13 protein-coding genes are annotated in these 16,900 nt (G+C 47.9%); 8 read left to right on the plus strand and 5 right to left on the minus strand.

Annotation, left to right across the window (positions count from 1 at the left end):
* The first annotated feature begins 14 nt into the window (after window positions 1-14).
* From NDA01_RS23295 to NDA01_RS23305, 3 genes are all read left to right on the plus strand, one after another.
* Window positions 15-683 carry an L-threonylcarbamoyladenylate synthase gene (locus NDA01_RS23295; protein WP_190440998.1) on the plus strand — a complete coding sequence of 223 codons (669 nt, stop codon included), beginning with the start codon at window positions 15-17 and terminating at the stop codon, window positions 681-683.
* Window positions 684-1,032: 349 nt separating this feature from the next.
* Window positions 1,033-2,310 (plus strand): HetZ-related protein, encoded by a 1,278-nt coding sequence (locus NDA01_RS23300; protein ID WP_348229849.1) that lies wholly within the window; start codon window positions 1,033-1,035, stop codon window positions 2,308-2,310.
* A gap of 419 nt (window positions 2,311-2,729) precedes the next feature.
* On the plus strand, window positions 2,730-5,048 hold the full coding sequence (locus tag NDA01_RS23305; RefSeq protein WP_348229850.1) for a GAF domain-containing protein: 2,319 nt from the start codon (window positions 2,730-2,732) through the stop codon (window positions 5,046-5,048).
* Window positions 5,049-5,165: 117 nt separating this feature from the next.
* Here NDA01_RS23305 and NDA01_RS23310 read toward each other — a convergent pair whose 3' ends face one another.
* Window positions 5,166-5,891, minus strand: a complete 726-nt coding sequence (locus NDA01_RS23310) for a response regulator transcription factor (RefSeq protein ID WP_242017072.1) — start codon at window positions 5,889-5,891, stop codon at window positions 5,166-5,168.
* 500 nt (window positions 5,892-6,391) lie between these two features.
* Here NDA01_RS23310 and NDA01_RS23315 point away from each other — a divergent pair, with 500 nt between their 5' ends.
* Complete coding sequence (locus tag NDA01_RS23315; protein ID WP_348229851.1) at window positions 6,392-7,003, plus strand: CPP1-like family protein; 612 nt, start codon at window positions 6,392-6,394, stop codon at window positions 7,001-7,003.
* Here NDA01_RS23315 and NDA01_RS23320 read toward each other — a convergent pair.
* Together NDA01_RS23320 and hppD are read right to left on the minus strand one after the other, a co-directional pair.
* Entirely contained in the window at window positions 7,000-7,713 is a 714-nt protein-coding gene (locus NDA01_RS23320) for an HAD family hydrolase (RefSeq protein ID WP_348229852.1), read from the minus strand. The two genes, NDA01_RS23315 and NDA01_RS23320, sit on opposite strands and share 4 nt — an antisense overlap.
* 103 nt (window positions 7,714-7,816) lie before the next feature.
* Window positions 7,817-8,893: a 4-hydroxyphenylpyruvate dioxygenase gene (gene hppD / locus NDA01_RS23325; protein WP_348229853.1), complete on the minus strand. Its 1,077-nt coding sequence runs from the start codon at window positions 8,891-8,893 to the stop codon at window positions 7,817-7,819.
* Window positions 8,894-9,153: 260 nt separating this feature from the next.
* Between hppD and NDA01_RS23330 the strand changes: the two genes are divergently transcribed.
* Entirely contained in the window at window positions 9,154-10,008 is an 855-nt protein-coding gene (locus tag NDA01_RS23330; protein WP_348229854.1) for a helix-turn-helix domain-containing protein, read from the plus strand.
* A 7-nt stretch (window positions 10,009-10,015) separates the two neighbouring features.
* Here NDA01_RS23330 and NDA01_RS23335 read toward each other — a convergent pair whose 3' ends face one another.
* On the minus strand, window positions 10,016-10,807 hold the full coding sequence (locus NDA01_RS23335) for a hypothetical protein (protein WP_348229855.1): 792 nt from the start codon (window positions 10,805-10,807) through the stop codon (window positions 10,016-10,018).
* Window positions 10,808-10,947: 140 nt separating this feature from the next.
* Entirely contained in the window at window positions 10,948-12,387 is a 1,440-nt protein-coding gene (locus NDA01_RS23340; RefSeq protein WP_348229856.1) for an NYN domain-containing protein, read from the minus strand.
* 226 nt (window positions 12,388-12,613) lie between these two features.
* Between NDA01_RS23340 and NDA01_RS23345 the strand changes: the two genes are divergently transcribed.
* From NDA01_RS23345 to NDA01_RS23355, 3 genes are read left to right on the plus strand one after another with little or no spacing between them, the layout of a single operon-like run.
* Window positions 12,614-14,122 carry a UbiD family decarboxylase gene (locus tag NDA01_RS23345; RefSeq protein WP_348229857.1) on the plus strand — a complete coding sequence of 503 codons (1,509 nt, stop codon included), beginning with the start codon at window positions 12,614-12,616 and terminating at the stop codon, window positions 14,120-14,122.
* A gap of 49 nt (window positions 14,123-14,171) precedes the next feature.
* Window positions 14,172-15,320, plus strand: a complete 1,149-nt coding sequence (locus NDA01_RS23350) for a hypothetical protein (protein WP_348229858.1) — start codon at window positions 14,172-14,174, stop codon at window positions 15,318-15,320.
* Window positions 15,321-15,360: 40 nt separating this feature from the next.
* On the plus strand, window positions 15,361-16,446 hold the full coding sequence (locus NDA01_RS23355; protein ID WP_348229859.1) for a hypothetical protein: 1,086 nt from the start codon (window positions 15,361-15,363) through the stop codon (window positions 16,444-16,446).
* Window positions 16,447-16,900: the final 454 nt, after the last annotated feature.

A 16,900-nucleotide genomic window follows, 5' to 3' on the forward strand; every position in this document is an offset into this window, starting at 1 on the left:
GGAGAAAAATTTTTATGGCCACAATCTACAACGTCCATCCGGATACACCTCAAGTGAGGCGAATAGAAGAAATTAGGGAGGCGTTACAACGAGGGGCAGTAGTGCTGTACCCTACCGACACAGTCTATGCAATTGGCTGTGATTTGAACGCAAAATCGGCAGTGGAACGAGTGAGACGCATCAAGCAGTTATCGAACGATAAGCCTTTGACCTTTTTGTGTTCTTCTCTCTCCAATATTGCTGACTATGCGTATGTGAGTGATCCGGCTTACCGCATCATGCGGCATTTGATTCCTGGGCCTTACACCTTCTTGCTTCCGGCGACCAAGTTGGTGCCCCGACTAGTCATGAATCCTAAGCGCAAGACTACAGGAATTCGAGTGCCCGACCATCCGGTTTGTTCTGCGATGCTCAAGGCGCTGGGCAACCCGATTATTTCCACCTCTGCTCACTTGGTTGATGAGGAAACGGACGGTCAGCCTAAAACCAAGACTAACCCAGGGATTTCGCGGTTTGAGCTATTTGATCAACTCGACAAGTTGGTCGATGTCATTGTCGATGATGGGTCGGAACCAGGGTACCAGGTTTCCAGCATTTTGGATTTGACATCAGAGGAACCAATCCTAGTGCGTAAAGGTCTGGGATGGGAAGCGGTAACTGCTTGGGCAGCGGAAGTTAGTTAGAGTTTTCCTTCAGCTTCGGCGAACCAGTTAACGGATTGTCCACTGGATGTAGTAGATAACACTCTTCAGCATCCAACGCGATCGCCACAGCTCAAAATCCCTCTATTGCTGATGGAGTCAGGGCTCGCACGCATGGACTAGATAACCGCTGCTATATCAGGGTGCAAGACAGCAAGCAGTTACTTGAAAGAGTGACACATTCATCTATCTACGGCTCACTGTGACTTCTTAAAGTCAAGGTGTAGACAACGTTGAGACGCGATTGGGACACAAGCTACCTAGAAGCTATCCCCCGTTGCTCTTGGAGTTGGGCTACATTTCGCTGCTGTGCATCACCAGGGTCAAATCCATGAACGCCGAATCTACAAATTCCTTCAGCCCCTTCAGTCAACCTGCCTCCAGAACTTATTACGCTTCAGAGAAATTTACTAACTCTCATCTCCATGCCAACTCTAACGGCTTACAGGCCGAGTCTGATGCTTCGGGTGAGATGGATACTCAAAGCTTGTCTCACTTACTGCTGAAAGAACTGCGGCCCGAAATTAAGACAGCTAGTACTACAGCCCAAGCGGTAGTGGATCGGATTGTGCGCGAGGCAGAACGCATTTGCCAAAAGAGCGATCGCATCCAAACGTCGGGTCGAGTGCAGTCCTGGCAGGTGGCGCTGGCTCAACATCGTCTGCGTAAGTGCCTTTCTTACTACCGTTTAGGCTCTCGGCAGGGTCGGGTGGAGCTACATGGAACACTGAGCGCGATGGTATATCGCCATGTGGCGGCAGCTAGAACTCAGCTAGGCTTTCAAGCCCGCTACAACTTGATTGAAGATTTTCTCCAACAGTTTTATATCGAATCGCTCAAAGCGTTTCGGCGGGAAAACGAGTTGCCAGCAGACTACACTCCCCGCACCCAGCTGGAACTAGCCGAATATATGGCGTTTAGTGAGCAGTATGCCAAGCGGCGGATCACGCTTCCCGGTCGGCGGAATCAGCAATTGATTGTGCTGCGGGCTCAAGGCTTTGCGAAGCGACAACCCCCTGAAACGGCTCTGGACATTGAGATGGCGGTGGAGTCAGCCAAGGGTGAAGAAGCAGAAGCCTACAGCCGTTCGGCAGCGATGCAGCAGGTGCGCGAGCAAATGGTGGCGGATACCGTAGACCCCTCAGAAGCGGTATTGCGCGATCGCGTGATTGCTGAGCTGGTGGAGTATTTGGATGCTCAAGGTCAATCGGATTGTGTGGATTACCTAGTACTGAAACTGCAAGATATGTCAGTGCCCGAAATTGATGAGGTGCTAGGCCTGACTCCGCGTCAACGTGATTATCTGCAACAGCGCTTCAAGTATCACCTAGAAAAGTTCTCTCGCTCCAACAACTGGCAACTGGTGCATCAGTGGTTAGGTGCTGACCTGGATGCCAACTTGGGTTTGTCCTCGCAACAGTGGGAAGCGTTTACGGCGCAACTCTCAGCTGAGCAACAGCAAATTCTGCAACTCAAGCGCAACCAAGCCAACGACCAAGCGATCGCCCAATCGCTCAAGTGCACGCTCAAGCAAGTGCAAAAGCGCTGGTACCAAATGCTAGAGCTAGCGTGGCAGATGCGGAATCGCAATCCAGAGGGCCAAGCTTAAGCCGCGATCGCGATAGGTCGCCCAAGCTGAGGCTTGTTAAGATATGACTCAAATCCCAATTATTTGCTGCATGAGTTCCGAAACTCATTTCTGCCGCAGCCAGTCTCTATGGCAACTCACTATGACGTAGGAGGCACATGCACCTGTGCCTTTCTACTTAAACTAAATTTTTATTGCTAACTGCAACAGTTTCAATGAAGCGCTGATGGGCCTTAGTTAGAACTGGACATAGAAAAACAACTAAGCATCAATAGTACAAGTATCCTAACTCAAGTTGTGGCTACTTGCTGGGCGCACCTCCAACCGTAGACAATGCTTGCTACGATTTGGGAGAGTGCTTGAATGCCTCAGTGAGTCCAGCGCCTTGACTAAACTGATGGCAGTTTAACTTCGTTGCGATTTTACGTTTCTGCGGCTGTATGCTCGACTGTGCTCAAGCGATGCCTCAAACCGATTCACCTCAGCCCGATTCACCTCAGCCCTCTCCCCTGTGTTTGTTAATTATGGAGGATGAGAGGGCAGATCTGCAGCTGATCGTCCGTACTTTGAAATCGGCAGGAATTATCTTTACTTACGAGGCCGCTGACACTCTTGAGGTTTGTCAGCAGCTGCTGAATACTCAACCCTTTGACGCCCTGCTCTCCGACTATCGCATGCCCGGTTTCACGGCTTATCAGGTGTTGCCAATCTGGCAACAAGTTCAGCCAGAAATCCCGTTTATTTTGGTCACAGGCAGCTTGGGTGAAGAAGCTGCGGTGGCCTGCATTAAGTCAGGCATGACGGATTATGTGTTGAAGGAGCGTTTGTTTCGCTTGCCAACTGTGCTGATGCGATCGCTGCAAGAATTTGCCCTCCGGCGACAGCAGCAAGCCGCAATGGCCCAGATCCAGCAGCAAGCTCAGCAGGAAGCCATGATTAATCGCATTGTGCAGGCGATGCGGGGGACGCTCGTGCTAGAAGAGGTGCTGCAAACCACCGCAGATCAATTGCACACCGCTCTCAAGGCCGATCGTTGCGTAATTGTGCAACCCAAGGCCGACGGTGCCATGACCGCCCAATATGTCAGCGCTACTACTGTCCATCGAGAAGAAATCCTAGGCTATACCTGTCCTATCTCCACGTCTTATCGGGACTCTATCGACCAGGGACAAACGCTGCAAGTCGATTGTATAGGTCAAATCTCACGGCCTGAGCCTCGCACTTTAGCGCAACAGTTTGGGATTCAATCGCTGTTGATGATGCCACTGCTTTACCAAGAGGAATGTCTAGGGGCAATTTCTCTACACCAGTGCGATCGCGAACGATCTTGGACTGTCCATGAAGTGTCTTTGGTGCGAGCGGTTGCAGATCAATGTGCGATCGCCATTCATCAAGCGCAACTCTTCCAACAAATTCAGCAGCAAGCCCAGCGCGAACAGTTGTTGAATCAAATCAGCCGTGACCTCAACTCCAGCCGCGATCCAAACTACATTTTGCAGGAGATTGTGGAATGCACCGGGGAGTGCTTTGGGGTTGATCGCGTCACCATTTTTGCCTTAGATCCAAAGTATGTTCATGTGCTCAATGAATGGCGAGCGCATGAACAAATCGTTTCTATGCTAGATTTCAAGGCTCCTCTATCTACTTGGGCCGATCGCTTAGATCCAAACGCGGATGTGTTTTGGGGCAAAGTTTTACATGCGCCTCGCTTTGCCGATACCGTTGAACCGTCTACATATCGAGATCAAGTGAAGCCAAGCCAAACGCTTTCTGTTTTGCGAGTGCCAATCTTTATTCGCGACCAGTTATTTGGAGGCTTAGTCCTACAAACCACGACTTGCTACCGCACCTTTACAGACGACGAAATCCGCTTGGTTGAACGAATTGCGGATCAAGCCGCGATCGCCCTCTATAACGCCCAGAGCTATGAAAACTTGGAGCAACTGGTGCAAGTACGGACCCAAGAGCTAAAGGAAGAAAAAATAATTTCGGAGGCAGCCAACCATGCTAAAAGTGAGTTCCTCGCGACCATGAGCCATGAACTTCGCACGCCTTTAACCGGAATTTTAGGGTTCTCCAATCTCTTAATCAAACAAATTTTTGGCCCCTTAAACGAGAAGCAACAACAGTACGTTATGGGGATTACCTCCTGCGGCGAACATTTGTTAGAGCTGATTAACGATTTGCTAGATCTCTCTAAAATTGAAGCGGGCAAAGAAGAATTAGCCTTAGAAACCATGGTGGTTGAGGATGTTTGTCAGGCTTGTCTGTCGCTGATTCGAGAACGAGCGTACAATCGTCAACTCCAACTAATTTTGGCGATTGCGCCAGATGTCAGCACTTGTGTGGCTGACCATCGTCGCCTAAAGCAAATCTTATTTAATCTGCTCTCCAATGCCGTCAAGTTTACTGAGGCTGGCTCCATTACCTTGCAGGTCCAGAAGCAACTAATGCCAACGGAAGCAGGCGATCGCGCTATGCTTCAGTTTTCCGTAATCGATACCGGAATCGGTATTTCAGCCACAGACCAAGCTTTACTCTTTCAACCTTTCCAACAATTAGACGCAGGGTTAGATCGTAAATACGAAGGCACAGGTCTCGGTTTGGCCCTATCGAGAAAATTGGCGCAACTACACGATGGGGATCTGACGCTACAATCCGAAGTCGGCAAGGGCAGCTGCTTTACGCTTTGCCTACCAGAAAAACTGCCTCAAGCGCTAGCTTCCGGGCCAGAGATGGAGTCAGGCAATAAGAGTTAGGAGGAGTACACCCTGATCCCCGCCCTTTAAAGTGCAATGAGCCAAGGCTCAAAAGTTAGGTGAGTCGCAAGTTGGTGATGCGTGCTCCTCTGATACTCGGCTGATAGTGGGTGGCGCTTAAGCACTTCCAGCTTGCTTCTCGGCCAGCGGTGCTTCAAACTTGTAGCCCACGCCCCGCACTGTCTGAATCAAATTTGGCTGGCTCGTGTCCACCTCGATTTTTTTGCGGATTTGGCCAATGTGGACATCAACGACTCTCTGATCCCCCACATATTCGTAGTCCCAAACTTCTTGAATCAGTTCTGCTCGCCGCCAAACCCGACCGGGATGAGCGGCTAGAAAATGTAGCAAGTCAAACTCCAGAGCCGTGAGCGGCACAATATCACTGTTGAGGGTGACTTCGCGCCGTACGGGGTCAATCACCAGTTTGTCGAATACTAGACATTGTTGCTCTGCTGGGGTGCGCTCTCGAATTCGTCGTAAGAGTGCTTCAACTCGTACGCCTAGCTCACCCAAGCTAAAAGGCTTGGTGATGTAGTCATCGGCCCCTTGAGAAAAGCCTCTAATTTTATCGGCCTCATCTGTGCGACTTGTCAGCATCAAGACAAACACATTCGTGCGGCCCTGCATTTCCTGGCACAGGTTGTAGCCGTTTGCATCGGGCAGATTGACATCCAGAATCACTAAGTCAGGGTCGAACTGTTCAAAGAGAGTGAGGGCAGTCTTACCATCTTCTGCCGACTCCATTTGGTAGTTCTGTTTGGCTAAGAAGCGGTGAATCAAATTACGAACCGCAGGATCATCATCAACAACCAGAATTTTATTGGCGGGGGCCATGGCCATAACTTTGCACTAAAACTGTAGATCTACAGAGAACAAATTACTGGAACAATTAGGATAAGAAGTGGGGCACTACTCAAGACTTTAGATTGACAATAAAGTCGCACTAGGACGATGCAACTAGCATTTTAGACAATTATCTACAGGGAAGGGCTGACTGCCAATCGTTTGAGCTAAATCAGCAGTCGTGGGACACCTCAAATTAACTGATCTTTTTGCCTTCTGGGGTTCATGTTTTAATTTGTGACATTTTTTGGAGATTTTTCTGCTAATTGATTAAGTCTGAGCGTTACTTTGGCCCGATTAATGCCCGATTAATGAAGTTAAAGTGATGAATTGTCAGTGGCCGCTGTGAGACTCTAGCCAGAGAATAGGGATTGGCGGTTACACTTGTTTCTAGAAGTTCCGACGGGGGCGATCGAGGCTTGCACTGGCTGCTCGCTAATTTTATTTTTCCTGTTGCCGATCATAATTGAGTATAGTGGGGGTCTCGGAGGTTTGAGATGAGTGATCACAATCCCTACGAAACGCTTGGGTTGAATGAGAGCGCTTCGTTTGATGAAATCCAAGATGCTCGCAATCGCTTAGTAGAAGAGCATGCTAGCGATCGCAAGCGAGTAGAAATGATTGAGGCATCCTATGATGCGATTTTGATGGATCGCCTACGGATGCGCCAAGAGGGTCGGATCAAGGTGCCCGATCGGATTCGGTTTCCTGAGAAGATTACGCCTGCTCCTCCTGCGGTAGCGCCTGCGCCTGCTTCCAAAGCGACAGCTTGGTTACAAAATCTTCTAGTTTTAGATACTCCTAGCCGCTCGGATGTGCTCTGGCCTGCCACTTTGTTTGCGGGTTTGGGTGCGTTGAGTTTGTACGCTCCTGGTTTGGCCTTAGCTCTAGGCGTTGGGGTAAGTTTGTACTTCCTGAACCGCAAGGAGCACAAGTTTTTTCGGGTCTTCTTGCTGACGTTGGTTGGTTCTACTTTAGGGATTGTTATAGGTCTACAGCTATTTCCTTTCCTGGCAGCGCCACTGGCTGCACTCAGCATTGATAGCAATGCTTTTGCGTCTTGGGTTACTTTGTTGCTGCTCTGGCTGATTAGTAGCTTTTTGCGTTAGGCAATGTTCATCTGCCCCGTTTGTTGCCAAAACTGATCAAGCATCGCTTCTACAGCTTCACTCAGGTTGTTGACAATCAAGGTGGGCTGATATAGGTCAAGCTGGGCGCGATCGCGGATACCACTCAGGACAGCAATTACCTTGACTCCATAGGTCTGAGCCGCCACAATATCTGCTTCAGTATCGCCGACCATCCAGGTTTCGCTAGCGGGGGGTAACTCCTGGATCGCTTGGGCCATGAGTAGTGGCTTTTCTTTGACATCGCTGTTCTTGATGTAGTTGTCGCTGAGGCAGTAGCAGCGATCAGCAGGAAAGAATCGCTCTAAGTCGTAGCGCTGAAAGACATACTGCAGCTCCCAAGTGCGGCGCATAGTCATGATGGCGATATCAGCACCTGCTTGTTGAATGCGCTCCAAGGCAGCAACGGAACCGGGGATCAAGCTGTCATAAGCCAAGTAGGGCAAAGTGTGAATGATGGTACGACGCAACCTAGCAAACTCGACGGCTTGGACTGCGTCTAACCCGGAGCGTAAACCAATTTGTGGTTCGGGGACGCGCGATCGCTTGAGCCGCCAAAATTCTGCTTTGGAAAGTGTCTGAACTGTTTGCCCAGAGCGTTTTGCCTGATTTAAGCAATGTTGATAAACGAGGTAGTACCGATCAGAAACATCCATGATCGGACCGTCGAAGTCGGTAATGAGCCTTAGCATTGGCAGCGCGAAAAGATTCTATTAACTTTTTGTACCCAGTACTGCAAATCTCATCACCTGCCTACGGCTGCCTAAGGATGTCTCCCCAAGGAACGATTTAAGGCTAAGACAGGCGTTTCAGCTGTTCTCGCTCTACGGCTTCAAATAAGGCACGAAAATTGCCTTCACCAAACCCCTGAGCTTGTTGCACTTGGCCGTTGCGGCTGTAAATCTGTCGCTCAATTAGCTCAAAAAAGAAAGTGGGTTGCCTAAAAATCGGTTGGGTAAAAGTTTGTAGCAGTAGAGCCGGAGAGACTTCCGATTGCCAATCCACCAGAATTTGCTGCTTAGTAATCGCTTGCCAATCCGTGGCAGCTAGATCAAATCCAGGACGCTGCTGAAGCTGGGTATAGTAAGTTTTGGGCACTGACAGCAGGGATAGCTCCCTTTGTCGCAGTTGGGCGATCGCCGCCACAATATCATCGGTTTGCAAGGCAATGTGTTGGATGCCAGGGCCACGATTCAAGTCGAGAAACTCTTGAATTTGTGAACTGGCAGAGGTGGGTTCATTAATCGGCAGCTGGGCTCCCCCCTCTGGATGCACCAATACTTGGCTGCGTAACCCGGAATACTCGGTTTGGATGGCGAATTGCTGTTGGGGCTGGAATCCTAAAACTTTTTCATACCAGGCGATCGCGGGTTCTAGCTCACCCATGCCAACGTTCAAAACAGCGTGATCAATTTGGGTGAAAGTTAAAGCGACTGGCTCACAGTTTCCCAATTCGTTTCCTAGCGGCAATAGCGAAGTTAAACCGGATCGCTGCAACAAGGTGTGTCTCAGACTGCCCCAAGCCGCAATTTGGCTCCACTGAAGACAACCTTGTGTTTGCTGCTGCTGTTGCATAGGTTCTAGCACTTGAGCACCCTGGGCGATCGCTCGTGACATGACCTCCGCCAAATCCTGAACCAGAAAGGCGACATCCACGACACCAGGAGGATGCTGCTGTAAAAATTGAGCTACAGGGCTAGTGTCACTCAGGGGAGAAGACAGCACAAAGTAAATCGAACCATGCTGTACAACTTCGGTTAGGGTGTCTGACTGAGCGATCGCAGCTACAGCTTGAAATCCTAAAGTTTGTTCAAACCAGTCCCGTGAGGCTGTAGCATCTTCCACGTAAAAATGGACATGATCGATTTTCATAAACCCTGAAATCCCAGTGCCCAAGCTTGCCTGTAAATTCTCCCCTTGTTTACAGAAATCAGCGTTCTCTCTCAAGAAATAATTCTGTTTGTTGTTTCGGCTAAATACTGGTTTGAGCCAAACACAGTCAAATCCAGTAAGGCCTTGATAGTTGTGTTTCCTTTAATCCCTCAGACTGGTATCCTGCTGGAGAAAGGTCAGTGATGAGTCGCTAGAATTCTCGATTACCAGCTGTGTGTAGTCCTGGGTAGGAAAATCCGGTGAATCCTTTAGATCCAAATCAGGTTGAAAAGCTGCAAGCCATCAGCACCCAGTTGCGCCAAGCGCGTGAAGCCCAGGGGATTACCCTAGAACAAGTGGCGGCTAAAACTTATATCCCTTTGCGGCTGCTACGGGCATTAGATGCAGGTGAGACGGATCTGTTGCCCGAACCTGTGTTTATTCAAGGATTTATTCGTCGCTATGGCGATCTAGTCGGTTTAGATGGTACCGCTTTAGCTCAGACCTTCCCTTTAGAAGCCGCTCCCCCACCACCACCAGAAGTTTCGGAACCAGAGCCTCAGACAAAACTATCTGGACAGTCTGTGCTCTCTAGGTTGGAAAAGCTGCCCCGCTCCACAGTTTTGGCAGGAAGTGCGGGGTTAGCGATCGCAGTGCTAGTCCTGGGTGCAATCTCGCTGTTGAACCGACCCAAACCCACGACACCCAATTTGCCAGCGCAGAAACCAGGACAAGTCCAAAGTCAAAAGCTAGGGCAAAAACCGGAGCAAAAGCCAGCAGCATCGCAGTCAGCCAAAAAAGCAATTCAGCCTGCAACAGCGGCTAAGTCACCCACAACTCCTCGCACTGCTGCACCCATTGAAGCGGCTGTGAACCTAACCCAGGAATCTTGGGTGGAAGTGACTGTGGATGGCAAAATAGCCTTCGAGGGCACTTTACCCCAAGGGACTCAGAAAACTTGGACTGCTCAAAAACAATTCACCTTGCTAGCGGGAAATGCTGGGGGAGTGGTCCTGACAATGAATCGCGGCCCCGCTCAGCCATTGGGCAAAGTGGGTGAAGTCAAGCAGGTAACGGTTACACCCAGTTCTCTAGCTGAACCGACGCGGCTTTAAGGTGAGCTCAAACCTTGATCGCTAAGGCTTGATTGGCACAGGTAGCTTTGTAGGTACCCGCTACGTATTGATCGAGATGTCGGAAGATAGCCACTGGAGGCACAACTCGACAGGTAAAGAACTCAACGGCGACCCGACCATCTGGGAAGCTTGCCACTTTAGGCGTTAGATCTTTGGGAGCTTCCTTACGCCACTGCCATTTGATCTGAGGCGGAATCGTATTGATCAGATGGTGATGGCTCCATTCACAGTATTTTCCCAGGACGCCAAACTCTTGGAGTTCTCGTCTGAGGATAGAAGCCACTAGATAAGACGAAGGCGAGCGATCGCCCTCCACGGCCTCCATAAAATCAACTAGAGCACCGCTAGGTTGAGGTGGCTGAGCGCGATCGCCACTAGCGGCCAAAGCTTGTTCTAGTTGGGCGGTAGTACTAAATTCTTCTGGCAAAGCCCAAATCGACCCAGCTCCCCCTTCTGGAACTCGATACAGATAGCCCGCTAAGCGAAAGTTTGGTTTTAGCTTTAATCCTGGCAGCTTTAGCAAGGTTGAGCCTGGATTGACGGCGCTCACAAACCAATGCCCTTCTGTATTGGGTGAAGGGGTTTCTTCTTCGGGAAGACTGGCAAACTTAAACAAATCGCCCAGCGCGTCTAGAGACTCTGGCTCTGGCGGTTCCTCGCTGGTATCAAACAAAGTTTGAGGCTTGGGGTAGTTCTCTGATTCTGGAAGTGCCAGGTTGCTTTTGATGTACTGCCTGACTTTCTGTACGGCTTCGAGCGGAAGTTTTTGAATGGTCATAACGAACGTCGCACTTGCCAGAGGGGAACCTAAAGCGCTCAATCAGGCGCACGAATCTGGCACTATGCTACCCATCACGCAGTCTGGCACGGCATTAGAGAGACATAATTTATCATTTAAGCGCTGGAAACTAGAAATAGCTACTTTTGAGTTTTTGCAGCGATCGCCACCTGCCATCCTTTGTCACTCAGCTCTAGTTTGAAAGCATCTGAATTTTGTAAGAACTTAGTCAAGTTACCAGTTAACTTCAATTTCTCTTTAAGAACTGTGTTTACAGCTTGGCCATGTTGTTTTCTGAATCCATCACCAAGCAGGGTTAAAGGGATAGAAGGCTGTTTAGATTGAGCTGCCATTTCATGAAACAGATTAAGCAAAGCTTTTTCTAAATCAGAAGAGGAGCTGACCTTAAAAGTTGTTTGTTGATGAGTAGTCTCGACTTCTCTTGAATTTAAGCTTTCCTGCTTTCCTTTACCTAGCTCTTCAGACTGAAACAAAGCTACATATAGACCAGTTTGATTAGGTGGTTGGTGGATGACGAAGTGTTCTGGATGGCTAGAAAATAGTTCTCTCGCCTTCTTTCCAGGAAGATGTTTTGACGTTACTTGGCTAATAGTAAAACCATTTTCCTGCTGAAATTTTTTAGAAATCTTTACTAGTTCAACCCACTGGTTTCCAGTGTTTTGTTGCTCATCCTGCATGATTCGCTTCAGATGACCAATACAATCGTCTAGAGAGTGGATCTCTACAGATTTCTCAGGATTGAAGATTTGGGTTTTGCCTGTTCTGGGATTCCAAACCTGAATGAGTTTCTCCTGCTTGTGGACTAAATATACTGTCAGTCCGTGTGTTTTTAAGGTGGTACAGAGATGCGTCATTACTCTGTCGGAAGAACAAACTAGGACTTCCTTGGCAGTTGGATAATGTACAAAAATGGATGAGCCCACTGTTGCCATTTTGACATCAGCACTATCTTTGCCCGCTGGAACGTGAATTAATTCATAACCCCGCTTATGCAATTCCACATCCTGTTTTCCCATATTTCGCCAGTTGGCAAAAGCAATTTTAATCTGGATGGGATAAGCACAACTTTGGGATAGAAATTGTTCGGTTTTGACATCAATTTGTAGATTTTCAGCATCTAGCAGCAAGATGGCGATCGCAGGTGATGTATTTGAGCCTGAATCAACTTTTGCGGCATTTGCAGATTGAGATTTAGTACCATTACTGCTTTGCCACTCAAATTCCTGAGGTAGCTCTACTAGAGGTAAAAGTTGTGAAATCTCTAATTTTAGTTGGATAAAGCTAGAGCTTTCTAAGAGATTCGCACCCAAGAAAAACTGCAAGATCTGTTGAATTTTTGGCCAAACCTCAGCTATCTGATTCACTTTGGCTAGTTCTGTTTCTAATCGCGGAATTAGTGCTACTTGATGGCGATCGCTACGCCAAGGTAGAGAACGATATTTTTCTAGAAATAACTCAGGCTGCTGTTGGTGAATCCGAGCGAGATATTGATAGACCAAGCCACTAATCTCAGCTACCGGAATCACTCTTTCTCCAGAAGTCAACTTAGCGTGAGTCAATTTCGTCCTCCACGAAATACTGGTTTATCAATACTGCTACACTGGCCTGCTCGTCCAATACGCTGATCTAGCAGTGCGGATCTTACGACTCAGAATTCCTCAAGTTCTGACTTTCGTAACAGTCTGACCTTAACTTTGCCTATCGGAGAGCTTGAATCCTAATTACGGCTGAATAGTAGCCAGGTTTCGCCGCATAATGAGAAAGGACGGTTTACACATCTTAATCATGGCGCGAGACCTGCGGGGATTCTTAAAACAGTTAGAGCAGCGAGGGCAACTCAAACGCATTTCTGCTCTGGTTGACCCAGACCTAGAAATTGCTGAAATTTCTAACCGAATGTTGCAGCAAGGGGGGCCAACCCTACTGTTTGAAAACGTCAAAGGTTCTCCCTATTCGGTCGCTGTCAATACGATGGGGACGGTGGAGCGCATCTGCTGGGCCATGAACATGGAGCAACCCGAAGAACTAGAGGCTTTGGGTAAAAAGCTCAGTATGTTGCAACAACCCAAGCCACCTAAGAAGATTGCTCAAGCGGTGGAGTTTGGCAAAGTTCTGTTTGATGTGTTGCGGGCCAAACCAGGGCGAGACTTGTTTCCGCCTTGTCAGCAAGTGGTGCTCCACGAACATGAACTAGACCTCAACCAAATCCCCATGATTCGCCCCTATTGTGGGGATGCAGGCAAGATCATCACGCTGGGCTTGGTGATTACCAAAGACTGCGAAACTGGGACTCCCAATGTCGGCGTCTATCGGCTGCAACTGCAATCGAACAAAACGATGACGGTGCATTGGCTTTCTGTGCGGGGTGGGGCACGTCATTTACGCAAAGCCGCAGAGCGAGGCAAAAAGCTGGAAGTGGCGATCGCCCTAGGTGTAGACCCCTTAATCATCATGGCAGCAGCTACGCCAATCCCAGTAGACCTCTCTGAGTGGCTGTTTGCAGGGTTGTATGGTGGTTCCGGGGTGAATCTGGCGAAGTGTAAAACTGTTGACCTCGAAGTTCCAGCGGATTCTGAATTTGTCTTAGAAGGCACCATTACTCCCGGTGAAATGCTACCCGATGGGCCTTTTGGGGATCACATGGGCTATTACGGGGGCGTAGAAGACTCGCCTCTAGTTCGCTTCCACTGCGTCACCCAGCGAAAAGACCCAATCTACCTCACCACGTTTAGCGGTCGTCCCCCCAAAGAGGAAGCGATGATGGCGATCGCGCTTAACCGTATTTACACTCCAATTCTGCGGCAACAAGTTTCCGAGATTGTCGATTTCTTTTTGCCAATGGAAGCCCTCAGCTACAAAGCGGCGATCATTTCCATTGACAAAGCTTACCCAGGTCAGGCGCGGCGGGCAGCGTTGGCGTTTTGGAGTGCGCTCCCCCAGTTCACCTACACCAAATTTGTGATTGTGGTGGACAAGAGCATCAATATTCGTGATCCGCGCCAAGTGGTTTGGGCGATTACTTCTAAAGTTGATCCGGTGCGGGATGTGTTTATCTTGCCGGAAACGCCTTTCGATACGCTCGATTTTGCTAGCGAAAAGATTGGGCTAGGCGGTCGGATGGGCATTGATGCCACAACCAAGATCCCACCCGAAACCAACCATGAATGGGGCGCGGCTTTGGAGTCCGACCCAGATACCGCAGCCATGGTCGATCGCCGTTGGGCCGAATATGGTCTCGCAGATCTGCAATTGGGAGAGGTGAATCCGAACTTGTTCGGTTACGATATGCGCTAGCTACTCTCTAGTTTTCAGTCTAGATTTGCGATCGCTGAGACCCCTGAGCATGGATTGGAAAACATTGCTGAGATCCCAACAGGCTGACTTTATTAAGCGGTTCAAGTCTGGGACAGAAAATCTGCTATTTTGCGAGGTCGAAAATCAGTTTAGTGAATTAGCGTTTGTCAGTAGTCAAAAGCTTAAGCAACTCCGAGATGCCTCCTGGCTGTTGGCTGAGCGCTATAAAAACACCGCCCCGGTACATGATGTTTTTATTAAGCATTTAACAGGGAAGCTGGGTGAATCTGTCATTAAAAGACAGTTGAGTAATTTAGTTGCGAAAGGTAGCTATCGCGATATCACAGGTAATGATACGAGTGAATCTTTTGATGCTCGGCAATGGAAGCTATTTATTACTTATATTCGCAGTTATCAATATCTCAGCCGCTATTTGACGGGGGATTTATTCCCCATTGGGTATTTGCGTTTAGCCGCCAATCCAGCAATTAGTATTCAGGTCAAAGCTTGCCACACCAAAGCCAACAAAATTCAGTGGGTGGTTAGTAAAGCCGAAGTTGAAAAAAACTCTGTAGTAGTTTGTATTTGGATTCGAGAAGAAGTGAACGAAGCCCAACCCGAATACCATTTGTTTTTAGCGGGTTTCCTGCCCACGGGGATGATCCAATTACAAGATGGACAAGCAGTTCTGGGTTTAGAAGACCTGCTGTATGGTGGAGGACTACGCAGTTTTATCGAGTTTATTCAAGCCCAATCTTTACAGTTCAACTCTTCCAAAGCTCAATTGGATTACACCTCGGAATCCGCTAATTCTTCACTCTCCATCCAAATTGGTTCGTGGCAATGTCCTCTATCTTGGGAACAACTAACCAGTTTAGAAGCAGCGATTCAAGAGCTAAAAGCCCAACAACAGGAGCCTCAGATTCCTGTGTTGCCTCCCCACTCATCAGCAGAACTACCTTTAGATTTAAATCAACTATGGCAAAAAGTTCTAGGTCAGTTACGGCCTCCTAGCACTCAATCTTTGCTACGTCAGCAGAGCCGCCTCTTATCTTTTGATGGTCATCAAGCCAGAATTGGTATTAGCTCTAGTGCCTTATTTCGGGTAAATCAACGCTGGTTACCCAAGATTGAAGAAGCTTTTAATAAAACTTGTCAGCACCAAGTAAAAGTTACTTTAGAGGTGATTGCAGAATAGTTCTTAGACTAGACTGACAGTAGCCTTCGTGAAATATAGTATGGATTGGACTACTCCTTTAAGATGCCAGCAAGTTGACTTTATTAGAAGATTAAAGCTTGATGGAGCTGTTTTAAGCCATCTAAAAAATCATGAGGTTAGAGGCTATCACAGTGAATTAACTGTGATTTCAGGGGCAGAGCTTAAAGAAATTGATGAGTTCTGCTGGCACATGGTTGATCGTTACAAAAACCAGCGCCCTAGTTCTGAAATATACATAAATAATATTAAGGGTAAGCTAGGTGAGTTGGTTATAGAGAAGTATTTGGATCAACTTGTAACCCCAATAGACCTTAAGAAAAAAGCTAAGGGTGACGGAGGCATTGATTTTAGGCTTAATTCTGACCCTAACGTTTGCCTACAGGTAAAAGCTCGTCATGGCAGTGTTAATAGCGTTAGATGGTCAATCAGCAAGCAGGAAGTTGAGAAGAATAACGTTTTAGTTTGTGTTCTTATTCAAGAGGAAATCAATCAAAGGCAAGACCAGTATCATCTAATTTTAGCTGGGTTTTTGCCAACTGATTTAATCAAAGATTCAATCCAAAAAAGAGTCATTGAAATAAGGGCAGAGCAAGCCTTTGTATCAATCGATGATTTACTTTATGGTGGTGGATTGCAAGCTTATCTAGAGTTTTCGCAATTTATTCAATTCAAAGAACAGCAGACTAGCGATCAATCCCCATCGATACTGAATATTGCTAATCCTATGTCAGCCCTTACACTTGGTTCGTGGAAGCGCGAGCTTTCCTTAGAAGACTTATCAAGTTTAGAAACTGCCATTATACAGATTAAGGAAAATTACAAGTTTCTTAAACCCAAGGTTCAAAATTCCGATGCTTCAACAAATTCCTTAGAAGAACTTTGGCAATGTGTACTCGAAAATATTGAGTTAAGAGGCACGCAGACCCTTTTAGGGCAACAGTGTCATCTAATAACAATTGAGAAACAACAAGCTCGTATTGGCGTCCATCAAAAGGCTTTGATGAAAGTTGTTCAAAGAAGTCTGCCGATTGTCGAGGAAGCTTTTCTGAAGTGCTTAGGCATACCGATCAAGGTAGGCCTAGTAGTGGAACCTAAAACTGATTAATCTAGATCCTCACCTACTTCTTCGTCTGGGTAGGAAATCTTGAATCTTCTCAAAGAGTAGCGATCGCCACACTTCAAAGCAATAAGAAAACGATCGCTTTTTCTCAGCCCTTGAAAAAAGCGATCGCAGGGACTTTTAGTTGCTTGGAAGATCAATCTTGACCTTTCTTCTAGCTTACTGAGGGAAAAAACTATCGCCCTCCTGCGGCTAGCTCATCCAGTAAGGTGAGGCGATCGCCACCAGTAGGATATCTACTCAAATAAGCCCGCTACTTGGGCTGGGCAAAACATTAGACCTCCTGCATGAATCGGAAAACATGTGACAGTTAGTGACCGCAGAGGGGAAAAGCGGGCTAAATTTTGGGTGGGGACGCATTCCAGCAGCAGCTATGCAATACCAGGAGCTAGAGCATCTATCGAATCCGGAGTTCAAGCGCTTATGTGGTGTGAGTCGT

Source organism: Trichocoleus desertorum AS-A10 (assembly GCF_039962155.1).
Taxonomy (GTDB): Bacteria; Cyanobacteriota; Cyanobacteriia; order FACHB-46; family FACHB-46; genus Trichocoleus.

Coding starts and splice junctions, on each gene's coding strand:
- NDA01_RS23315 (WP_348229851.1), top strand. CDS start 6,392: ATGAGTGATCACAATCCCTACGAAACGCTTGGGTTGAATGAGAGCGCT.
- NDA01_RS23345 (WP_348229857.1), top strand. CDS start 12,614: ATGGCGCGAGACCTGCGGGGATTCTTAAAACAGTTAGAGCAGCGAGGG.
- NDA01_RS23310 (WP_242017072.1), bottom strand. CDS start 5,891: ATGGCCATGGCCCCCGCCAATAAAATTCTGGTTGTTGATGATGATCCT.
- NDA01_RS23320 (WP_348229852.1), bottom strand. CDS start 7,713: ATGCTAAGGCTCATTACCGACTTCGACGGTCCGATCATGGATGTTTCT.
- NDA01_RS23350 (WP_348229858.1), top strand. CDS start 14,172: ATGGATTGGAAAACATTGCTGAGATCCCAACAGGCTGACTTTATTAAG.
- NDA01_RS23295 (WP_190440998.1), top strand. CDS start 15: ATGGCCACAATCTACAACGTCCATCCGGATACACCTCAAGTGAGGCGA.
- NDA01_RS23355 (WP_348229859.1), top strand. CDS start 15,361: ATGGATTGGACTACTCCTTTAAGATGCCAGCAAGTTGACTTTATTAGA.
- NDA01_RS23305 (WP_348229850.1), top strand. CDS start 2,730: ATGCTCGACTGTGCTCAAGCGATGCCTCAAACCGATTCACCTCAGCCC.
- NDA01_RS23300 (WP_348229849.1), top strand. CDS start 1,033: ATGAACGCCGAATCTACAAATTCCTTCAGCCCCTTCAGTCAACCTGCC.
- NDA01_RS23335 (WP_348229855.1), bottom strand. CDS start 10,807: ATGACCATTCAAAAACTTCCGCTCGAAGCCGTACAGAAAGTCAGGCAG.
- hppD (WP_348229853.1), bottom strand. CDS start 8,893: ATGAAAATCGATCATGTCCATTTTTACGTGGAAGATGCTACAGCCTCA.